This window comes from Pseudomonadales bacterium, assembly GCA_024234165.1.
Lineage (GTDB): Bacteria > Pseudomonadota > Gammaproteobacteria > Pseudomonadales > UBA5518 > UBA5518.
Window position 1 is genome coordinate 516,459 of sequence record JACKOP010000001.1, and the last position, 20,721, is coordinate 537,179.

The following is a 20,721-nucleotide window of genomic DNA, read 5'->3' on the forward strand; positions in this document are numbered from 1 at the left end:
CACGGGACTCCGAGTGCAGTTTAGTTCCTGGACTTGCGTGATGGGATCGCCCAAGCGGGTGAGCGCAGCAGCAATTTCACGATTGCCAGACGCAGCAGAGCGGCCTGCGGGGCCGCTCTGCTCACATTCCGGTCAGCAACGTCCGGTCAATCGTACGTATAGACCACGTCGAAACCGTAGGTGCGCGGCTCGCCGTAGACCGCACCGGCCCAGCCTATTGCGCCGAAATCGATGCCGAAGTTGATGTATTCCTCGTCGGTCAGGTTCTTGCCCCACAGCGACACCCGCAACCTGCTCTTGTCGTCGCAGCAACTGCCCAGATTGATATCGTTCAGACTGATGCGCGCGTTGAGCAGCGTGCGGCTGCCGGGTGAGTCCCACTGGTAGTTGATCGGATTCTGCACATGCGGACTCTGGTAGGCAACATCGACCCGCGCGGACAGCGCACCGAAACTGAAAGGCTCGAAGTCGTACTGGACGCCGAGCGAGGCATTGTTCCTCGAAGTCATCGGGACCCTGGCGACATCCGAGATATCGACCAGTTGATCTGTCGCGGGATCGCGTGCAATGAATTCGTTGAACTTGGCATCGATATAGCCGTAACTGAGGTCGATCGTCAGACCATCGAGTGGTACTGCCACGATGTCGAACTCGATGCCCTTGAGCGTTGCCTCGCCCGCATTCACGATCTTGCTCGATGCACCGCCCGTGCCCAGTTCCGATTGGGCAACCTGCATATCGGCGTATTCGTTGTGGAAGGCCGCCACGTTGAGCCGCAGGCGGTTGTCGAACAACTCCGATTTCATGCCGATTTCAAACGACTTGACCTCCTCTTCGTCATAAGGGGTCTCGAAGGCCGCCCTGGTTGCGGCACGGGCGTTCAGGCCACCACCGTTATAGCCGGTGGCGTAGGTGAAGTAGACCCGAATCTCGTCGGTGAGCTGGTAGTTGAGGTTGCCCATGTAGCTGGTGTTGTGCCAGTCCCCCTTGCCACGCAGCGGGTTTGCGATGCTGTGCCCAGGTACGCTTCGCTCGATGTTCTGGCTGTACAGGAACGCGTTCTTCTTGTCTTTCGTGTACCGGATGCCGAGCGTCAGATCGAGTGCGTCGGTGATCGAGTAGGTTGCCTGCCCGTAGGCGGCACGTGACTTCGCAGTCTGCCCGTACTCGAAATCATTGACACCGGCGACATAGGAATCACCGAAGGGAAGCGGTATACGCTGAGTGCCGATGCACAGAGTTCCTCCGTACATCGCCGGGCAAAAGCCGGCACTGTCATAGAGTGGCCCAAGAAACGGAGTGGACGCACCGCTGGTGGCGACGAACGCAAGCGGCAGCGAGAAGGTCTGCGGGTTATGTTCGTAAACCTCTTCCTTGTAGGTGTAAATACCACCCGTATAGTGCAGCTGATCATCGAGGGCGCTGCCGATGAACTGGAACTCGTGCGAGTCCATGTCGATATAGGCCTTGTCGATGCGGGAATGGAAACCCGGAACCTGGACCCGATCGCCACCGCCGTAGAACAGATCGCGGGCATAGTACACGCCACCGTCCAGGTCCGAGCCGTTGTTGTGTCGCGAGCGCCGTGAGCCAAAGAGGTACTTCAGCGTGAGGTTGGGTTGCACATCCCAGGCTGCGATGAAGGTATGTGCATTGATCTTCACATACTCTTCGGTCGACTCGTCGTAGCTGAAGTGTTCCTGACGCTTGCTGCGCGGGTGTACGTTCTGCGCCATCTGGTCGTACAACCCACCTGCACCGCTGAGGAAGCGATAATCCGCAGGCGTCCACCGGAAACCGTTCCAGAGCGCGTCCTTGACCTTCAGGATCTGGAACGGTGCTGCGACGCCCGAGTTGTCGGTCCTGTCAAAGGCGTAATCGAAGGTGAGATCATCGCGTGGTGTCCAGCGCAGCGCGAGACGGTAGGCGTCGTTGTCCTCCGAGGCGAGATTGCGCTGCAGTTTCTCACCCGGCCGTTGCGGTGCCAGCGCCGGCCCCCTGTAATCGTTGCGCGCCCAGCCGTCGGTTTCCGTGTGGTTGAAGGCAACGCTCGCGGCAAGATCGCCAACTGCCGGCAGGTCGAGGTTGCCACCGTAGCGCAGGTAGCCGAAGTTCCCGGTCGACACCTGCGCCTTGCCGCGCAGTTCACCGCTTGGCTTGCGCGTGGTCACGTTGATCGCGCCACCCGTGGTGTTGCGCCCGAACAGCGTGCCCTGCGGACCACGCAATACCTCGATGCGTTCGAGATCGGCAATGTCGAACACCGCGCTGATCGACTTGCTGATGAGGATGCCGTCGATGTACATGCCGACCTTCGGGTCTGCCAGCAACGCGGTCTCGTTCATGCCCATGCCGCGGATCGTGATCGACATGTTCGAGTTGGACGACGGCTGCTTCTGGATGGTCACGTTGGGTGAAAAATCGGCAATCTGCGATGCGTTGGTGATGCCCATGTCGGTCATCTTGTCGGCAGTGAATGCCGTGATCGCGATCGGAGTGTCCTGCAGCGACTCCTCGCGCCGTTGGGCCGTGACGACGATTTCCTCGAGTCCGCCTGCACGCGGGGATTCCTGGGCAGTTACTGGAACTGACGCGCCGGCCGCGGCCGTGATTGCAATGGCAAGTGCCGAGGCACGCCACATGAATGCGTTTCGTGGATCTGACATGAATGCATCCCCTTGATGTCGTTGGTGTATGCAGCGCATGCGAATCGTGGACAGCACGTTCTCTCGAGCAACCTCATGCCACAACCGTACGTTACACGCCGTTCATGATAGGACTGGTTTGAGGTTTGCGCACAATTTTTCTTGCTGGCGAATCCAGCCGGAAGGCATGGAAGCAACCCTCTTGCCAAGACGATCCAGTACGCGAAGGCGCGTGTGGCCACATCGCGTGACAATTCGCCGTCCGCAGCGGCGTACAAAAGCCGGACAGATGCGTCCAGATTCTGGAATTCACGGCTGTGCCATGACGATGGCGTGGGCCGCTGGCCGCTGCAAAGGGCGTTTCCAACCATTTGATATAAAAACAAATTTGCGTGTGCCGTAGCGCGGAGACGCAAGCTGGCATCAATTCTGCGTTCAGGTGAGGAAGAGCTGCTGGCGGGCTCATCCTGGAGAAAAAAGTGCTTGCGTCTTTCATGCAACCGGCGTTGTTCGAATTGCTGCTGCGCTTTGGCATCGACGTGGCAGCGGTGGTGCTGCTGATCTACGGCCTGTACTACCGCCGCCACCATGACAAGGAACTGGTGACCACGGCAGTGATGTTCAACTTCTCGGCCTTCGCGGTGCTGGTGGTACTGGCCGACGTGCAATTCGGCGTGGCGGCGGGCTTTGGCCTGTTCGCCATCCTGGCGCTGTTTCGGCTGCGCTCGGAGCAGTTCGACAAGATCGAGATCAGCTATTTCTTCGGCGCGGTGGCGATCGCGGTGATCTGCTCGGTGAAGGGCACCACGCTGCCCTTTGTACTGGCAGTGGTGCTGTTCCTGCTGCTGGGCGCCTTCGTGCTGGACCACCCACGCATCCTGCACTCGGTGGCCGGCGTAAAGATCGTGCTGGACAAGATCGACCACCGCGCCCTGACCGACGCAGCGGCAATGCGTGCCGACCTGGGCCAGCGCCTGGGGGTGGAGGTGATCAATTACGAGATCAAATCCTTCGATTACGTCAACGAGACGGCGCACATCAATGTCTTCTACCGCAAGTAGAGGCCGCCCGCATCCAGCGCCGGAAGGAAGGTTCGTGTTCTCGCTCAGCCGCCTGTTGGGCCACAAGGACTCGGTGCTCGAGCTGCTGCAGGCCAGGGCCGAGGCCGCACGCGACGCGGCGCACGCCGTGCACCAGCTGGCGCAGGGCAACGTCGAGCCGGCGCAGTGTCTGGCCACGCTGAGCGCGGCGCGGCACCGCGAGAAGGTTCTGGCGGCGCAGGTCAGCGAGGCGCTGGTGGCCCGCTTCGTGATGGCGCTGGATCGCGAGGACATCGAGGCCATCAACGCTGCGCTGTACCCGATCCCCAAGACGGTGGAGAAGTTTGCCGCCCGCCACCTGCGGGTGGCGGGTCGCCTGCAGGGGCTGGACTTCAGCCCGCGCACCGCACTCCTGGCAGCCTGCACCGAGGTGGTGGTGACCATGGTGCGCGAGCTGTGCGCCGGCCTGCGCATCGAACCGATGCGCAAGCTGCACGCGCGCCTGCAGGCACTGGAGGCCGAGGCCGACCAGCTGCTGCTGGAGCCCTGCGGCGGGCTGTACCTGCACGAGCGCGATGCGATCCGCGTGCTGCTGGCCAATGACCTGTTCGAGACCATCGAGAAGGCAATCGACGCCTGCTGCGACGTGGGCAACGTGATCTACGTCATCGTGCTCAAGAACAGCTGACGACCCAGGGAGATTCCCATGAGCAAGCCGGGCTGCTCCCATGTGCGAATCCCGCAGCGCGCAGCGCGGAGAGTGGTCCAGTGAGCATCGAACTGCTGACCCTGGTGATCGCGATTGCGCTGGGCTTTACCTACATCAACGGCTTTCATGACACAGCCAATTCCATCGCCACGGTGGTGGCCACCAAGGTGCTGACGCCAGGCCAGGCGGTGGCGATGGCGGCGGTCACCAACTTGATCGGCGCGCTGACCGGTACGGCCGTGGCCAGGACGATCGCCGAAGGCCTGGTCAACGCCAATATGGTGGAGACGAGGGCCTGGTTCCTGCTCAGCGCGCTGGGCGGCGCCTGCCTGTGGAACCTGGTCACCTGGTGGTGGGGGCTGCCATCGAGCTCCAGCCACGCCCTGGTGGGTGGGCTGGTGGGGGCTGCGCTGGCGGTCAGCGCCAACGACTGGCACGCCATCATCTGGTGGTCGGTACGGGACGGCCCGTGGTGGCTGGCCGGCGGCGTGGTGCCCAAGGTGATGATCCCCATGGTGCTCTCGCCGGCGCTGGGCTTTGCCGTGGCCTTTACCGCCATGCTGGGCCTGTACGCGCTGCTGCTGTGGTTATCGCGGCGCACCGGCTTCGCGCGGCGGCTGGGCAGCACGCCCTGGGTCAACGCGGTGTTCGGCCGTTCGCAGATCGTGTCGGCTGCTGCCATGGGGCTGTCGCACGGCATGAACGACGCACAGAAGTCCATGGGCATCGTGGCACTGGCGTTGGCCGGGGCGACCGCCGCCGGCAGCCTGGACGGCTTACCGCGCTGGCTGGACTTTCTGCGGCTGGCACCGGGTGCCGGCGGCGCGTTCGAGGTGCCGACCTGGGTAGTGGTGCTGTGCGCGCTGGTGATGGCCGCGGGCACGGCCGGCGGCGGCTTGCGCATCATCCGCACGCTGGGTCACAAGATGGTGCGGCTGCACCCAATCCACGGCTTCGTCGCCGAGACCAGCTCGGCTCTGGTCATCATAGCCGCCTCGTCGATCGGCATTCCTGTGTCGACCACCCATTGCGTGTCCTCGACGATCATGGGCGTGGGCGCGGCCAAGCGCTTCAGCGCCATCCGCTGGTCGGTAGTGCAGCGCATGGTCTGGGCCTGGGTGCTGACGCTGCCGATCACCGCATCCATCAGCTACGCCATCGCCTGCGCGCTGGCACCCATGGTGTGAGGTCCGCCGCAATGACCCATCCCGATTCCAGATCCTTGCGTCCAGTATCTGGAATCGGGACGGGCACCACGGTTTCCGTCATCACCGTCGTGAATGAGAAGATCTATTCATACTCGTCATATTCGATCACTTGCGTGTCGATTTCCTGCCCTCAAGTGAGCTGGCACGGGGCTTGCCAGCCACTTGCCAGAAGCAGGACAGGATCCTGCCCGGCACAGCCCGTACCACGCCCGCCACACGGTACCCGACACCGGATGCCTGTAGAGCGTCAGCCCTCTGGGAGCCATGTCATGTCCACCGCCACTCGTCTTCATCCGGCGCCCGTCACCGGCCCGGCCGCGCCCGGGGTGTTTCGCGCGCCGCCGTGGCTGCTCGAACCCTTCGCGCCAATCAGCCTCGAGCAGCTCAACGCCAAGGCCGACATGCTGGAGCGGCGCGATAACAAGTACGTGGTCGACCTCGCGGTGCTGCGCCAGGCGCTGGCCGAGCTGGCCGTGCACTTCGACATCCTGGAGATCGACGGCCTGCGCGATTTCACCTACGACACCTGCTATTTCGACGATGCCGAGCACTCGAGCTACCACGACCACCACAAGGGCCGGCGCATCCGCTCCAAGGTGCGCATGCGCACCTACGTGGACGCGGGCCTGTGCTTCGTCGAGGTCAAACTCAAGTACATGCGCGGCATGACCATCAAGGAGCGCCTGCAGCGTCCGGTCGAGCAGTACGGCGTGATGGACCCCGCCGCGCGCGAGTTCGTCGAGACCTGTCACCACGAGCTGTACGGGCGCGCCTTCGGCCGCGTCCTGCAGCCCACGCTGCGCATGCGCTACCAGCGCGTCACCCTGGTGGCCAGGCAGGGCGGTGAGCGCATGACGATCGACCTGGGCGTGCGCTTCGAGGACTCCGCCGACGTGCGCACGGTGCATGCGGATACCGTGCTGGTCGAGACCAAGTCCGACAAGGCCAACGGCATTGCCGACAAGATCCTGCGCACGCTGCACCAGCACCCCACCAACAGCTGCTCCAAGTACTGTGTGGCCGCCGCGGCGCTGAACAAGGTGGGCAAGTACAACAAGTTCCTGGTGCCGCTGCGCAAGCTGGGCATGGTGCCGGACGCGACGCTGACCCGGGCGGCGGTTGCGCCACCCTGCGCCGTGGTGGGGGTCTGACATGAGGGGGCGCACGCGACTTCACATGACGCTGACCGCCGCGGTGCTGGCGGCACTGGCCTGGGTGGGTGGGTGCAGTGGTGTGACGCAGGCCGCATCCGGCGGGGCGCCGGCAGCGGTCAGCCGCTTCGTGGTGCCGGCCATGCCGGCGGCCGGCCAGCGGGTGGGCGAGGTCTCGGGCCTGGCCTGGGATGCCGACGCACAGTTGTTGTACGCGGTCTCGGACCAAGGCTTGCTCTACCGCTTTCGCGTCGAACGCGCGGGCGCCACGTTGCGCTCGGTACGGCTGATGGACACCGCCGCGCTGATCGATCCGGCCACCGGCGAAGGCCAGCCGCGCGCGGGCTGGCGCTTCAACGCCGAGGGGCTGGCGCTGCGCCCTGCAGGCGGCGATCCGCGCGGCCCCAGCGAACTGGTGGTGGCGCTGGAAGAACGGCCACCGCAGATCGCCCGCTTTCGCCCGGACGGCACCTTGCTGGGTCGCCTGGCAGTGCCGCCACCGGCCGACGACAGCGCCAACTACCGCAAGAAGGGGCGCGGCTTGGAGTCGGTGGCGCTGCACCCGGCACACGGCCTGGTCACGGCGCCCGAGGCACCGCTGCAAGGGCACCCCGACACGCTGCACACGGTCTATGCCCGGGGCCAGGCGTGGTCGTTTGTGCGCCACACGCCCGACAGCCGCCTGAAGGGCATCGAGATTCTGCCCGACGGTGGCCTGCTGATACTGGAGCGCTCGCGCCCTACCCGCTCCAAGGACGAGCAGGTGGCCACGCTGCGCCGCGTGGACCTTGGCCGCTGCGACCCTCAGGGCGTATGTGCGACACGCCTGCTGGCCGCGCTGCCTCCGGGGCCCGAGAACTTCGAGGGTCTGAGCCTGCTGGACGTCCACCACGCCCTGATCGCCAGCGACAACGGGGGCCAGGCGAGGCAGGGCACCACCTTTGCCTTGGTCACGCTACCATGACGAATCACCATCCCTCCGCCACGGCGTGCTGGGTCCTGGCCCTGGGTGTGCTCGGCCTGTGCCTGGCCGACCACGCCATGGCCTTCAAGCTCGAACCCGAAGCACGCCTGCACCTGGACTACGCCGCTCACGACGCCGACGCCGAGCCGCTGGACGACGGTGACATCGTGCGCCGCGCCATCATCGGCCTGAAGGGCAAGGCGGGCGAGGACTGGACGTTCGAGGCCGCCTACGAGCTGGCCGACAAGGGCCGGCTGCGTCCCGGCGACGGCAAGTTCAAGGACGTGGCACTGAGCTACGAAGGCTGGCGCGTCGGCGACTTCACGCTGGGCCAGATCAAGCTGCCTTTCAGCCTGGAGGAGTTGACCAGTTCCAACGACTCTCTGTTCATCGAGCGCGCACTGCCGGTCGATGCCTTCGCACCCTCGCGGCGCCTGGGCTTGGGCTTTCGCCATCAGCGCGACGCATACACGGTATCGGCGATGGCCTTTGGCTCGTCCATCGACGGCGACGACCGCGGGCGCGGGCTGGGCGCGCGTGCGACCTGGGTGCCGGCACAAAGCAGCACGTCGGTGCTGCACCTGGGCGCGGCTGTCGTCGTCGAGCGACCGCGCAGCAAGGTCGATTTCGATACCACGCCGGAGTCGCGTGTGGCGGACGAAGACCTGGTCAACACCGGCGGCGTCGAGGACGTACGCCGCATCGATCGGCTGGGCCTGGAGGCGGCCTGGCGCAGCGGCCCGCTGACCGTGCAGACCGAGTGGCTGCAGGCCTGGCTGCGCCGCGACGCGGGCGCACCTGGCGCGCGCCTGAACGGCGGCTACCTGGCCACCAGCTGGCTGCTGAGCGGCGAGGTGCGCCCTTACAAGAACGGCCGATTCAAGGGCATCAGCCCCAGCCGCTCAACCGGCGCCTGGGAGCTGACGGCGCGTCTGTCCCACATCGACCTGGATGACGCCGGGGTGCGCGGCGGGCACGAGCGTAATCTGACCTTCGGCTTGAACTACCATTTCAACGAGCACATGCGCGTCATGTTCAATTACATTCAGGTGCACAGCCAGCGCCGTGGCCAGACAGACGATCCGCACCTGCTGTTGCTGCGGCTGCAGCTGGCCTTGTAAAGCGTCCAGCCAGCGGAGAGATTCAAGTTGTCCAGCAAGCGCATTCTGATCGTCGACGACGAGGAAAGCATCCGGTTCGGGATTCACGACTTCCTGCGGTCGCGCGGCTTTCGCGTGTTCGAGGCCGAGAGCTGCCAGCAGGCGCGCGAGCAGTTCCAGGCCGTGGCGCCCGACGCCGCAGTGATCGACTTCCGACTGCCCGACGGCACCGCCATCGACCTGCTGCACGCGTTCAAGCAGATGGACGCCGGCGTGCCACTGATCGTGCTGACGGCCTATGGCTCGATCGAACTGGCGGTAGAGGCCGTCAAACAGGGGGCCGAGCAGTTCCTGACCAAGCCGATCGAGCTACCGGCGCTGCTGGCCATCCTGAACCGGCTGTTCGCGCAGCGGCGCGTGCACCGCCAGCAGCAGGTCATGGCTTCGCGCGAGCAGCGCCAGCGCCTGGACCCGTTCGCAGGTTGCAGCGCGGCCATCCGCGAGCTGGCCGAGCAGGCCGCCAAGGTCTGCGCTGCCGACCGCCCGATCCTGGTGCTGGGCGAGACCGGCACCGGCAAGGGCCTGCTGGCCAACTGGCTGCACCAGCACGGGCCGCGTGCCGACGAGCCGTTCGTCGACCTGAACTGCGCCGGTCTGCAGCCCGACTTCCTGGAGACCGAGCTGTTCGGCCACGAAAAGGGTGCCTTCACCGGTGCAGTGGCGGCCAAGCAGGGCCTGTTCGAGGTGGCCGATGGTGGCACGGTGTTTCTCGACGAGATCGGCGACGTCGATCCGCGCGTGCAGCCCAAGCTGCTCAAGGTGCTGGAAGACAAGCGCTTTCGCCGCATGGGCGCGGTGCGCGAGCGCGAGGTGGACGTGGCGCTGATCGCGGCCACCCACAAGGATCTGGCCGAGCAGGTGCAGCAGGGACGCTTTCGCAGCGACCTGTATTTTCGTATCAGCAGCATCCCGCTGGTGATGCCCGCGCTGCGCGAGCGCCGCGAGGACATCCCGCTGCTGGCCGAGATGCTGCTGTCCCAGCTGCGCCCCACCCTGGGCCGCCCGGTCGAGCTGGCGCAGGCGGCGGTGCAGGCCTTGCGCGACTATCCCTGGCCCGGCAATATCCGCGAGCTGCGCAACGTGCTCGAGCACGCCGCGCTGCTGTGCGAGCGGGAGTGCATCACGCCGCGCGACCTGCACTTTGGCAGCGTGGCCGGCCCGACGCCCGCAGTGTCCGACACCAGCCTGACCCTGGTGGAGCTGGAGCGCCAGTACATCGAGAGCGTGCTGCGCGAGGAAGGCGGCCGGGTGGCGCAGGCGGCGCTGCGACTGGACGTGCCGCGCAGCACGTTATATCAGAAGATCAAGACCTACGGCATCCAGGTGCCGCAAAGCGCCACGACCTGATCCGAGTCGTGATGCATGGCCGGCGCGGACAACCGGCAGGCCGGGAGTCGGCATGTTCAAGATCAAGGTTTACGCCGGCATGGCCATCATCGTGGCCTTGGGGGTGTTGGCCATGCTGCACGTCTATCGCACGCTGGACAACGTGGCTGGCTATCTGGCCACGCTCGATCACGTGAGTGTGCCGTTCAGCATCGCCGCGCTGGAGATGGAGAAGAACACCGGCGAGTACGCCAGCGATGTGCTGCGCTATGTCGGCGACCCGGACCCGGATGTGCGCGCCGAAGCAGCGCACGACATCCAGGATTTCAACGAACGCCACGCGGTCTACATGCGGCTGAGCACCAGCGCGCACGAGCGCGAGCTTGGCGGCAAGGTCGGGGCCGAACACCGCAAGCTGGTAGCCGCCGGCGAGGCCCTGATGGATGAGCGCGAGCGGCTGGACGCGGTCTTCGAGCAGACCGCCGATCTGCTCGAACGCATCGATCGGGTGCTCGATGGCCCGATGCAGACGGCGATTCCCGCCGACCAGCCACAGCGCAGCACCGTGCTGACTGCGTTGCAGGACGTCGAGGCGGAAACCGCAGAGGTGGGATTCTGGCTGACACTGTTCAAGCACCGCCCAACGCCGCTCGCGCGCCAGCGCCTGCTGGAGAAGGTGCAGGAGCAACACGAAGCCACAACGACACTGCGCGCGCTACCGCTGGCGGGCGAGGTGCGCCGGCTGGAGGAGGTGCTGCATGGCTACCACCGGCAGGTGGCCGCCAACGTGCGGCTGCTGCTGCCCGGCGAAACCAGCATCAGCACGCGGGCCCAGCAGTTCAGTGCGCTGGCATCATCCATCGACGACATCTTCGACAACGAGATTCAGGCGATGCTCAGCAGTGACCTGTCGGAGCCGCACGCCAACGCCGACCTGGCGATTCGTCGCGTGCAGACGAGCTTGCGCTACATCATCCCGGGCTACCTGTTTGTGGCGGCGCTCGTCGCCCTGCTCTTCATCCTGGCCATCATGCGCCCGCTCAAGCGTCTGGCGGCGGGCACCCGCGCGCTGGGCGCGGGCCAACTGGACTACCGCATCGACGCGCGCGGCCACGACGAGTTCGGTACGCTGGCGCGGCAGTTCAACCACATGGCCGAGCGGCTGCAGGAGAGCACCGTCTCGCGCGAACTTCTGGAGGCCAGCGAGCAGCAGTTGCAGCGCTCGGTGACCGAGCTGCGTCAGGAGATCGCCGAGCGTCAGCAGGCCGAACGCGAACGCGAGAGGCTGCAAGACCAATTGCGCCGCAGCGCGACGATGGCGGCCATGGGCCAGCTGGTGGCGGGCGTGGCCCATGAAGTGCGCAACCCGTTGTTCGGCATTTCCTCGACCCTCGATGCGATGGATGCCAATGCCGAGACCGGCCGGATGAATCCGCGCTACCGCGAGGTGCTGCGTCGCGAGGTGCTCCGCCTGAACAAGCTGATGGCCGACCTGCTGGAATTCGGCCGCGCGCCACCGGCGGGATGCAGCGTGGAGCCGCTTGGCGACGCCCTTGTGGAGGCCACGCGCAACGGTCGTGCGGCGGCGCAGGCGGCAGGGGTGTCGATCGTGAACCAGGCGCGCGACGATGCGCCGGTGGTCATGAACCGCGACCGCCTGGTGCAGATGCTGACCAACCTGATCGAGAACGCGCTGCAGCATGCGCCACCGGGCTCGGAAGTCGCGATCACCACGCGCCTCAGCACGCACGCGGACGGACGGCACTGGCTCGAACTGTGCGTGCTGGACCGCGGCCCGGGATTCACGGCGCAAGACCTGCCACGTCTGTTCGAGCCCTTCTTCACCCGCAGACGCAAGGGCACGGGTCTGGGCCTGGCCATCGTGCGCCGAATCGTCGATGAGCACCATGGCAACATCCATGCCGCCAACCGGCCCGGAGGTGGCGCCAGCATGACCGTGCTCCTGCCCGTCGCACAGTCCGCCCCACCTTCACCCGCGCGCGGAAACACGCATGTGTAGCCAGCCAGGCCAACGCCGAAGCTGCCCACCTTCGCCCGCGTGCGGAAACGCGACCGATCGGGCAGAATGAATTGCAGTCGTCGCATCACGCCACGCAGCAATGCCTTGAGTCCGCGTGTGAGGAATCCGGGCTAGCAAGATGCTGATGGCAGGTGTCGAGCCGGGGTATGGCGTACGCCAGCTGGGTCACAGCTTGGAGATGTTTTTCCGCACCTACGCCGCATGGATCAACCGGGAAAAGGGTGCCGAGCAGACTGCCAAGTTGGATGACAGAAAAGAAATACGCGACTAATTCATTGATCTAGCCGCGTTTTTGAATGGCGGAGCGGACGTCTGCAACATATCATTGAATTTCAATATATTGCGCAGTTTTACGGTAAAAATACCCCCATAAATACCCCCAGAAATCCAGTGAAATATAGATAGGTCAAGAGACGCGCTGGAAAGTGTTTGCTAACACCTCGTCACACACGAAACGTGTGTCAGCTCCGGCATCGCTACTGCTAACCCGGATTTCTAACACCCGCGCACCCCGCCTTGATCGGGGTCTCGTCCATCGCCACCACCGATCCGCTGAGGATGTGTGCGTGCTGGGCCGCTGCGATGGGGCGCAGCAGATCGATGGCCCGTCCGCTCCAGTTGCTGAGGCTGGTGCGGCTCAGCTGGATGCCACACTGGGCGATCCGCTGGTGTTGGCGATACAGCGGCAAGTGGTAGCAGAACTTGTCGACGAGCATTCCGGCCAGCAGGCTCACATCGGCCACACAGCGCTCGAGTACGCTGGCCGGTGCCGGGGTGCTGACGATGCGCTGCTCTTCGATCAGCTTCCAGGTCTGGTAGTGGTACTCGATGATCCCGTAGCTGCCCGGGCGTTGTGCCAGGCGGTAGCTGACGCGCTCGGAGACCAGCTCGCGTCGCTCCTCGGGTACGCCAGCAATTGCCGGATCGACGATGGTGACCACGTCGCGGGTGACATCCGGGCCAAAGCGCAATCCTGAGTCGTTCACCGCCGCATCGCGCACCTTGCGCCGGCGCGTGTAGGTGATCGACTGCTCGGAAGGCGGTGGGGACTTCTGCGGCGGTTCAAGCACACCGAGTGCATCGAGCAGGTTGCCCTGCACGGCAGGATCGATGCTCAGCTGCTTCTCGCTCTTCTGCCCGAAGAGCTGGCGCTTGAACCAGTCGAGCTGCTGCTTCAGCGCGGCGATCTCGGCGCCAAACTGCTGCGTCATCGCGGCCATCTGCACCGTGAGTTGCGCATTGGTTTGTTCGAGTTCGGCGATGCGCGAAGCGGCGTTCAAGGGCGGAAGATACTGCAGGAAAACCGTGCTGTCATTGTACCGGAATGCCCCTGCTCATGCCGCTGTTCGGTAGCGTTTTCGCTGCCTTTTTATCTCAACATCGACGCCTTCGAGCAGCGCCAGAAACTCGGTGGCGCACAGTGCGCGTTTCACGCGTCCATCGCGTGTCATCAAGCGGGCAAAGTGTCCGCGCTCGAGTCGCTTCGACCAGATCCAGTAGCCGCCCGTCTCGAAGCCGAGCACCTTGATCTGCGTGGCGCGGCGGTTGAGAAACGCAAACCATTGGCTGCTGTTGCCCAGTGGGTCTTCGCCCAGGTGTTGCTTCACCCGTGCCGACAGCCCATCGAACGAGCAGCGCATATCGGTGGGCTCCAGGCACAGCCAGATGCGCGATGCACTGCTGATGCTCAGCATGGGGCGCCCCGGCGCAGCCGCAGCACCACACCCGCACCCAGGTCGAGCTCTACCTCCCATGCAGGTGTGGTCGGTAGCACCTCGGTCTTGTCGACCACTGGCGCGGTCAGCTCGACAAACAGCGCCTCGGGCCGAACGCCCGCCACATCGGTGTTCCGGGCTCCGCGCAGCTTGCGCCGCCACAGCTCGAAGGTGCTCTTCGCCAGGCCGTGGCGGGTGCAGAACGCCTGCTGCGAAACACCGCTCGCCTCGAACTCGCTTATCAGCGCGCGCCACTGTGCCGCGCTGTGGCGTGCATACTTGCGCACAGAACCTGAACCCGTCGATGCCGAACCCATGGCGATACTCCTCCAACACCACTTCGTTGAAACAGAGCATCGCGAAGGTTCAGACGGGATAACAGAACGGCGTGGTTTGGACGGTTACGAATCAGAGACGAAGTGCGAAACTTGGAGGACGGGCCACATCAGGCGATTGGCACTGAAAAGCGCAAAGAGTTTTGCAAGAAGCTTCACCCATATGGGTGTTGTTATAGAACTTTTCTATTTGCAAGATGCCCATGTGAACATGGGAATTTGAGCCTCGTTACGGGCATGGCCGACACGCCCCGGTTCGGTCTCTCACAAAACCGGGTCAAGCAGATCTAGTGAAATTGAGGGACAAGACATGAGTGACACCAAACCTAATCTATTACCCATAGACGCTAATCTCTCCGACCAAAACGTCCTGACTAGGCTGATTGGTCTGATCTATGAAGGTCCGCTGGAACTGGTACCCTGGTCTGGTATCCTCAACTGGCTGCGGTGCCGGCTCCACAGCAATGCAACGGGCATGGTGCTGCGACCAGCCACCATGGACGAACCGGCCTTTGCTATCAATTCCAACAGCCGAGGAACGCGGATATCCAGCAACGTCTACGGGAGTTTCTACTACTATTCTCTCGACACCTTCCGCCACCTCCCACCTGAGCAAGTATTAACGGTAGAAGAATGGCTCGGCGAAGAAACGTTCCTCAACAGTGATTTTTATCATGAGTATTATCTACCCAGAGATATCCGCTACGTCATGGGTGCCGATTTGTACACCGATGACGAGTCCGAATGCCGAATACGGACCTGCCGAGCTCCGGATATGGGACCCTTCTCGTCCGAGGACAAGGCGCTGCTTCAATTGTTGGTCTCCCATTTCAAACGGGCCGTGCAATTGTATTTCAGATTTTGCAAGGTCGAGACCGAACGTAAACTCTACGCCAACACTCTGAATAGAATCCGTCTAGGCTCCATCCTCCTCGACGATACAGGAAAAATCATGAGCTGCAACGAAGTAGCAGCGAAAATCCTGTCCCGGCGTAATAGCATCTGGGAGCAGGAAGGTAGCCTGCGAGTGATCCCTACCACCCAAAGGCGCTCCTTTCAGGTTCTTCTTGAAAGAGTTCTGGAAAAGGGAAAACAGACGACCTTATCGATCACCGAAGCGATCTTTATACCCGGGAAAACCGACCATTCGGATTTGAGTGTGCTGATCAAATCCATTCCTCGGGTGGAAAGGGGAGACGGCAAGCGTCGGCCGGCTGTCGAGGTATTCCTGCGCGACTCGGAACAGAAAGTACTTCCCTCCCCAGATACCTTGAGCAAGCTTTTCAAGCTAACATCGGCGGAGATCGAGTTGTGCATCCTCCTCACTGCGGGTAACAACATCAATGAGATTTGCACGGTGCTGGGCATTACCCGCAACACGGTAAAATCCAGACTGAAGAGCATTTTCGGCAAAACCGGCGCTATGCGCCAATCTCATCTAGTCAGCATCCTACTCGACACCATCGCGCTCCTCTGAATTGTAGTCATCATTCAGCTGAGATGCCCTAGGGAAAAACTGATTTATTCGACACTCGAGCCGCCCGCTCGAGTGTCGGATCATCGATAATGCGCACATCACGCAGCAGCACGGTGTTCACCCTCATGAAGCAGATCAGTTTCTCGGATGCTGAGTTCGCGGCGAAGAAAAAGGTCACGCGCCGTGAACGCTTTCTGATGGACCTCGACCGCCTGGTGCCGTGGCTTGTGCTGGTTGCACTTATCGAGCCGTACTACCCGAAGAGCGGAGAACGTGGGCGTCCTCCGATTGGACTCGAGCGCATGTTGCGGATGTACGTGGCGCAGAACGCCCTGGGGCTGTCCGACGAAGGCATCGAGGACGCCATTTACGACAGTGGTTCGGTACGACGCTTCGTGGGTGTTGACCTCGCAATCGAGTCGGCTCCCGATGCTACGACGCTGCTCAAGTTCCGCCGTCTGCTCGAAGCGCACGGGCAGACCCGCAAGCTCTTTGGCGCGATCAACGCCGGACTCGAGTCTGTCGGGTTGCTGCTGCGCCAGGGCTCCATCGTCGATGCCACGCTGATCGCGGCTGCCCCTTCGACGAAGAACCGCTCCAGATCGCGTGACCCCGAGATGCATCAGTCGAAGAAAGGAAACCAGTGGCATTTCGGCATGAAAGCCCATGTGGGCGTCGATGCGGACTCTGGTCTGGTGCACACGGTGGTGGGCACGGCAGGAAACGTTTCCGATGTCACCGTAACCGAGCAGTTGCTGCATGGCGAGGAAGCGGTCGTGTTCGCTGATGCGGGCTACACCGGTGCGCCCAAGCGTGACGGGTTGGCAACCAAGGAAGTCGAATGGCAGATCGCCGCCAAGCGTGGTTCGATCAAGAAGCTGCCCGAAGGAAGCCCCTATCGCATGGCTCTCGAGGCACAGGAAAAGGCCAAAGCCAGCATGCGCGCGAAGGTGGAGCATCCGTTCCATGTGGTGAAGAACCTGTTCCGTCACCGCAAGGTTCGATACAAAGGGCTGGCGAAGAACGAAGCGCAGCTCTTCACGCTGTTCGGGTTGGCAAATCTGATACTGGCGCGCAGGCATTTTGCAGGTGCGTGCGAGAGAGGTATGCCTTGAAAACGAGGAATCGGGAGAAAACCTTCCGATTAGGAGCGAATAGGGACTGATTTCGTCAGCTTCAGGCGAAAAAACGGCCTTCAACGCGAAAATTCGCGCCGACGGCAATAATTTTCGTCTGGAGTCGACGGATTTCATGGATAGATCAGTGTTTCCCTAGGGAAAAACAGATTTATTCGACACTCGAGCAGCACGCGCGAGCGTTGGATCATCGATAATACGCACATCACGCAGCAGCACGGTGTTCTCCCTCATGAAGCAGATCAGTTTCTCGGATCCCGAGTTCGCAGCGAAGAAAGTCACGCGCCGTGAACGCTTTCTGCGGTGCCGTGGCTTGTGCTGGTTGCACTCATCGAGCCGTACTACCCGAAGAGCGGAGAGCGTGGACGCCCTCCGATCGGACTCGAGCGCATGCTGCGCATGTATGTGGCTCAGAACGCCCCAGGGCTGTCCGACGAAGGTATCGAGGACGCCATGTACGACAGTGGTTCGGTACGACACTTCGTGGGCGTGGACCTCGCGATCGAGTCGGCTCCTGGATGCCACGACGCTGCTCAAGTTCCGCCGCCTGCTCGAAGCGCATGGGCTGACCCGCAAACTCTTTGGCGCGATCAACGCTCAACTCGAGTCTGTCGGATTGCTGCTGCGTCAGGGGCTCCATCGTCGATGCCACGCTGATCGCGGCTGCCCCTTCGACGAAGAACCGCTCCAGATCGCGTGACCCCGAGATGCATCAATCGAAGAAAGGAAACCCGTGGCATTTCGGCATGAAAGCCCCTGTGAGCGTCGATGCGGACTCTGGCGGGTGCACACGGTGGTGGGCACGGCAGGAACGTGTCCGATGTCACCGTGACCGAGCAGTTGCTGCATGGCGAGGAAGAAGTCGTGTTCGCCGATGCGGGCTACACCGGTGCGCCCAAGCGTGACGGGTTGACCAACAAGGAAGTCGAATGGCAGATCGCCGCCAAGCGTGGTTCGATCAAGAAGCTGCCCGAAGGAAGCCCCTATCGCATGGCCCTCGAGGCATTGGAGAAGGCCAAGGCCAGCATGCGTGCGAAGGTGGAGCATCCGTTCTGCATGGTGAAGAACCTGTTCCGTCACCGCAAGGTGCGTTACAAGAGATTGGCGAAGAACGAAGCGCAGCTCTTCACGCTGTTCGGGTTGGCGAATCTGATGCTGGCTCGCAGGCATTTTGCGGGCGTATACGGAGAGGTACGTCTTGAAAACGGGAAATCGGGAGAAAACCTCCCGATTTGAGGTGAAAATGGGCTGATTTCGTCAGTTTCAGGTGAAGAAACGGCAGCCAGCGCAAAAATTCGCGTTGATGGCAATAGTTTTCGCTTTGAGTCGACGGATTTCATGGATAGATCAGCGCTTCCCTAGCATCTATACGCTAAACTACATTGCCAAACGCAACCCAATCCAGGCTGCTCGCGGAGCGCCAACACCGATGAACCGGGCGTTTTTGTTTTCTTTCAACCCCAGTCTTTGTAATACTTCACCGGTTTCGGCCCAGGCACCGAAGTTGGCGTAATCGCGGTCGAATAAGTTGTTGATTCGACCGAAGAAGACTACATGTTTGTTGAAGCGGAATTCGCTGCGTAGATTGAAAATGACGAAAGCTGGGATCTTGGGGGTCAGGTTGGCTTCGTCGCCACGCAAGTATTGCGAACTGTTGTAGTTGATGTCGAATCCAAATGTCCATTTTGGAGCAATATCATAGTCCGCGCTGAACTTGGCCTGATGCGCGGGGATACTAGGAATTTTGCTGCCGGGGCGAACTTGCGTGACGCCATCCACCGCATTAGGGTGAGCACTGTTCGGACTGCCAAAGGTGGATTGGTAAGTGGCATCGATGAAGGTATAATTGGCCGTCCAGCGCATGCGATCATCGAAAAACAAACCTGATAGACCCGCTTCCACGCCCTGACGCTGGGTTTTACCGACATTTTCGAAATACCCCATGCCGTTGACGGCACCGTTACCCTGCCAAAGAATGTCGTTTTTGTTGATGGCATGAAAAAAACCGGCGTTCCAATGTATGCGACCAAACGGTAGGTGTTTCAAATAGCCGCGAAAACCCGCTTCCCAGCTATTGACTACTACCTGTTCCAATGGTGGATCGGCCACGAAGGCATTCGGTAGTTTACAAGGATTGTTTGAGTCCGCACAGCTCAACTCCATTGGGGTCGGTACCCTAGACGATTCACTATAGTTACCATAAAACGTCAGCTCAGGCATGAACGCATAGATCAAACCAGCAGCCAGATTGATACGGTTGAAGGTGTGATAGCCAGTCAGATTCTCATCTGGATCGTCGCCCGGAAATTGATCTTTCAACTCCAGATGCGTTATGTTGTAGCGACCAGAAGCGGTCACATCCAATTTATTGGTTACGGATAGGTTCTCGATCAGGAATACGCCGTAATTATTGGTCTCGGTATTCAAACGTACTCGAGATTCCTGCAGTAACACGCCGCCCGCTCTGACACCGCGATCACTAGTCAAGTTACCCAGCTCGGTATCGGCACGATAATGTGTCGTACTGTAATCATAACTGATCCCGCCGATCAACCGGTTGTTCATTTCCAAAATCTTGTGATGAAAAACGTTTTGCAACACAAAACCGAAGGATTGTTGCTTGGTTTCCGACGTGTTGATGGAGCCGCCTTCCAATGACTCGTCTTCTAACACCCAATTACCGTCCGTCGCCACCAAAGGCTCGTCACCTTCACACAAAAATTCGATTCGATCGATCTCGCAACCATCAAATTCGCTGCCATCGCCGTTATAGGTACTGATCTTATTGCGACGGTAATAGGCCATGCCGGACAACTGGCTCTGATCGTTTAACCAGGTATCGCCGTCCATCGACACCATGAACAAATGGTTACGCGTCAGATCGGGATGGGTAAAGACCTTGTTCCGACCGAAGGCCAGCAACTCTTCGGGAATTGCGCCATTACCGCGCAATTCGTTTTCGGTGCCGGCGAAATTCAAATCCAGGCTGGATTGACGACCACGCCAGCTCAAAGTACCGAACCCGCTCTTGACCTCGCTACGCGAATGATCGCGCCAACCTTCCTCGAACCAATCATTGAAGTCAGCAAAGTAGCCCCAGGTGCCATTATTCCAGCCACTGCTTAGTTCTTCCGAATGCCTGTCCCAGGAACCGCCCTGTAGTTCTATTTGATGTTTGGGCGACGAAAAGCCAGTCTTGGTATTAATGGTGATAGCTCCACCCAAGGCGTTCAAACCGAAGGCTGGGTTGGAAGCGGGCTGCAGGGTCATGTTCTCGATGGCACCCTGTGGAATCAAATCCCAGTTGATCATGTCGCCAAAAGGCTCGTTGAAACGAACGCCGTTCACATAGACAGCCATACCTGCCGGCAAGCCCATCAGCGACGACGCGCTGAAGCCGCGATATTGAATATCCGGCTGCAAGGGATTGTTTTGCGCATCGTTGATATTTACGCTACCCATGTAGCGATTCATGTAGTCTGCCAGCGATATTGCCTGTGACCGTTGCAGCCCTTCGGTCGTGGTAGTTTGCACATTAGCGGGAATTTTGTTGATATTTACACTGCTGGATTGTAACGGTGATACCGTCACTACTTCGATATCCTCCAATGACTCAGCATTACTGATCACTTCTTTCGCGATGGTTTCCGGCTGCGGCAATATTACAAACCAGGTTAACAATCCGAAGGCAAATTTCTTCATCAAAACCTCTTGTAAAACGCATGAGGTAGCGTGGTTTTTTGTAAAGGCGTGCGAGAAGGAAAGGAGCGTGGGCGACCATTTCTAACATGGCGCATTTGTGCAAGTTGGTGGC

At 61.4% G+C, this 20,721-nt stretch carries 15 protein-coding genes and 1 pseudogene; 11 read left to right on the forward strand and 5 right to left on the reverse strand.

Features of this window, described 5'->3' with window-relative positions; genetic code table 11:
* Positions 1 to 146: 146 nt before the first annotated feature.
* On the reverse strand, positions 147 to 2,666 hold the full coding sequence (locus H7A12_02170) for a TonB-dependent receptor (GenBank protein ID MCP5319635.1): 2,520 nt from the start codon (positions 2,664 to 2,666) through the stop codon (positions 147 to 149).
* 473 nt (positions 2,667 to 3,139) lie between these two features.
* Here H7A12_02170 and H7A12_02175 point away from each other — a divergent pair, with 473 nt between their 5' ends.
* The 8 genes from H7A12_02175 to H7A12_02210 all read left to right on the forward strand — a co-directional run bounded on the left by H7A12_02175 (position 3,140) and on the right by H7A12_02210 (position 12,223).
* Positions 3,140 to 3,706 (forward strand): DUF4956 domain-containing protein, encoded by a 567-nt coding sequence (locus tag H7A12_02175; GenBank protein ID MCP5319636.1) that lies wholly within the window; start codon positions 3,140 to 3,142, stop codon positions 3,704 to 3,706.
* Between the two features lie 34 nt (positions 3,707 to 3,740).
* Complete coding sequence (locus H7A12_02180; protein MCP5319637.1) at positions 3,741 to 4,373, forward strand: pit accessory protein; 633 nt, start codon at positions 3,741 to 3,743, stop codon at positions 4,371 to 4,373.
* An 86-nt stretch (positions 4,374 to 4,459) separates the two neighbouring features.
* Complete coding sequence (locus tag H7A12_02185; protein ID MCP5319638.1) at positions 4,460 to 5,581, forward strand: inorganic phosphate transporter; 1,122 nt, start codon at positions 4,460 to 4,462, stop codon at positions 5,579 to 5,581.
* Between the two features lie 290 nt (positions 5,582 to 5,871).
* Positions 5,872 to 6,753 (forward strand): polyphosphate polymerase domain-containing protein, encoded by an 882-nt coding sequence (locus tag H7A12_02190; GenBank protein ID MCP5319639.1) that lies wholly within the window; start codon positions 5,872 to 5,874, stop codon positions 6,751 to 6,753.
* A gap of 1 nt (position 6,754) precedes the next feature.
* On the forward strand, positions 6,755 to 7,717 hold the full coding sequence (locus tag H7A12_02195; protein MCP5319640.1) for an esterase-like activity of phytase family protein: 963 nt from the start codon (positions 6,755 to 6,757) through the stop codon (positions 7,715 to 7,717).
* Complete coding sequence (locus tag H7A12_02200; protein MCP5319641.1) at positions 7,714 to 8,838, forward strand: porin; 1,125 nt, start codon at positions 7,714 to 7,716, stop codon at positions 8,836 to 8,838. Before H7A12_02195 ends, H7A12_02200 begins: the two co-directional genes overlap by 4 nt.
* A gap of 27 nt (positions 8,839 to 8,865) precedes the next feature.
* Complete coding sequence (locus tag H7A12_02205) at positions 8,866 to 10,224, forward strand: sigma-54-dependent Fis family transcriptional regulator (GenBank protein MCP5319642.1); 1,359 nt, start codon at positions 8,866 to 8,868, stop codon at positions 10,222 to 10,224.
* A gap of 52 nt (positions 10,225 to 10,276) precedes the next feature.
* Entirely contained in the window at positions 10,277 to 12,223 is a 1,947-nt protein-coding gene (locus H7A12_02210) for a HAMP domain-containing protein (protein MCP5319643.1), read from the forward strand.
* A gap of 503 nt (positions 12,224 to 12,726) precedes the next feature.
* On the opposite strand, the gene H7A12_02215 is transcribed toward H7A12_02210, so the two are convergent.
* Genes H7A12_02215 through H7A12_02225 form a run of 3 tightly spaced genes read right to left on the reverse strand, consistent with a single transcriptional unit; the run spans position 12,727 to position 14,276 of the window.
* Positions 12,727 to 13,524: a transposase gene (locus H7A12_02215; protein ID MCP5319644.1), complete on the reverse strand. Its 798-nt coding sequence runs from the start codon at positions 13,522 to 13,524 to the stop codon at positions 12,727 to 12,729.
* 54 nt (positions 13,525 to 13,578) lie between these two features.
* Positions 13,579 to 13,938: an IS66 family insertion sequence element accessory protein TnpB gene (gene tnpB / locus H7A12_02220; protein MCP5319645.1), complete on the reverse strand. Its 360-nt coding sequence runs from the start codon at positions 13,936 to 13,938 to the stop codon at positions 13,579 to 13,581.
* Entirely contained in the window at positions 13,932 to 14,276 is a 345-nt protein-coding gene (locus H7A12_02225; protein MCP5319646.1) for an IS66 family insertion sequence element accessory protein TnpB, read from the reverse strand. Before H7A12_02225 ends, tnpB begins: the two co-directional genes overlap by 7 nt.
* A gap of 328 nt (positions 14,277 to 14,604) precedes the next feature.
* On the opposite strand from H7A12_02225, the gene H7A12_02230 reads away from it, so the two are divergent.
* The 3 genes and pseudogenes from H7A12_02230 to H7A12_02240 all read left to right on the forward strand — a co-directional run bounded on the left by H7A12_02230 (position 14,605) and on the right by H7A12_02240 (position 18,143).
* Complete coding sequence (locus H7A12_02230; GenBank protein ID MCP5319647.1) at positions 14,605 to 15,771, forward strand: helix-turn-helix transcriptional regulator; 1,167 nt, start codon at positions 14,605 to 14,607, stop codon at positions 15,769 to 15,771.
* Between the two features lie 125 nt (positions 15,772 to 15,896).
* Positions 15,897 to 16,886 (forward strand): IS5 family transposase, encoded by a 990-nt coding sequence (locus H7A12_02235; GenBank protein ID MCP5319648.1) that lies wholly within the window; start codon positions 15,897 to 15,899, stop codon positions 16,884 to 16,886.
* Between the two features lie 253 nt (positions 16,887 to 17,139).
* A pseudogene (locus H7A12_02240) lies at positions 17,140 to 18,143 on the forward strand (IS5 family transposase).
* A 141-nt stretch (positions 18,144 to 18,284) separates the two neighbouring features.
* On the opposite strand, the gene H7A12_02245 reads toward H7A12_02240, so the two are convergent.
* Positions 18,285 to 20,609 carry a TonB-dependent receptor gene (locus H7A12_02245; GenBank protein ID MCP5319649.1) on the reverse strand — a complete coding sequence of 775 codons (2,325 nt, stop codon included), beginning with the start codon at positions 20,607 to 20,609 and terminating at the stop codon, positions 18,285 to 18,287.
* Positions 20,610 to 20,721 lie beyond the last annotated feature (112 nt).

Excerpts from the sequence above, each read along its gene's own strand:
- H7A12_02200 (MCP5319641.1), top strand. The coding sequence starts at position 7,714 with ATGACGAATCACCATCCCTCCGCCACGGCGTGCTGGGTCCTGGCCCTG.
- H7A12_02175 (MCP5319636.1), top strand. The coding sequence starts at position 3,140 with ATGCAACCGGCGTTGTTCGAATTGCTGCTGCGCTTTGGCATCGACGTG.
- tnpB (MCP5319645.1), bottom strand. The coding sequence starts at position 13,938 with ATGCTGAGCATCAGCAGTGCATCGCGCATCTGGCTGTGCCTGGAGCCC.
- H7A12_02230 (MCP5319647.1), top strand. The coding sequence starts at position 14,605 with ATGAGTGACACCAAACCTAATCTATTACCCATAGACGCTAATCTCTCC.
- H7A12_02190 (MCP5319639.1), top strand. The coding sequence starts at position 5,872 with ATGTCCACCGCCACTCGTCTTCATCCGGCGCCCGTCACCGGCCCGGCC.
- H7A12_02210 (MCP5319643.1), top strand. The coding sequence starts at position 10,277 with ATGTTCAAGATCAAGGTTTACGCCGGCATGGCCATCATCGTGGCCTTG.
- H7A12_02225 (MCP5319646.1), bottom strand. The coding sequence starts at position 14,276 with ATGGGTTCGGCATCGACGGGTTCAGGTTCTGTGCGCAAGTATGCACGC.
- H7A12_02245 (MCP5319649.1), bottom strand. The coding sequence starts at position 20,609 with ATGAAGAAATTTGCCTTCGGATTGTTAACCTGGTTTGTAATATTGCCG.
- H7A12_02170 (MCP5319635.1), bottom strand. The coding sequence starts at position 2,666 with ATGTCAGATCCACGAAACGCATTCATGTGGCGTGCCTCGGCACTTGCC.
- H7A12_02235 (MCP5319648.1), top strand. The coding sequence starts at position 15,897 with ATGAAGCAGATCAGTTTCTCGGATGCTGAGTTCGCGGCGAAGAAAAAG.
- H7A12_02195 (MCP5319640.1), top strand. The coding sequence starts at position 6,755 with ATGAGGGGGCGCACGCGACTTCACATGACGCTGACCGCCGCGGTGCTG.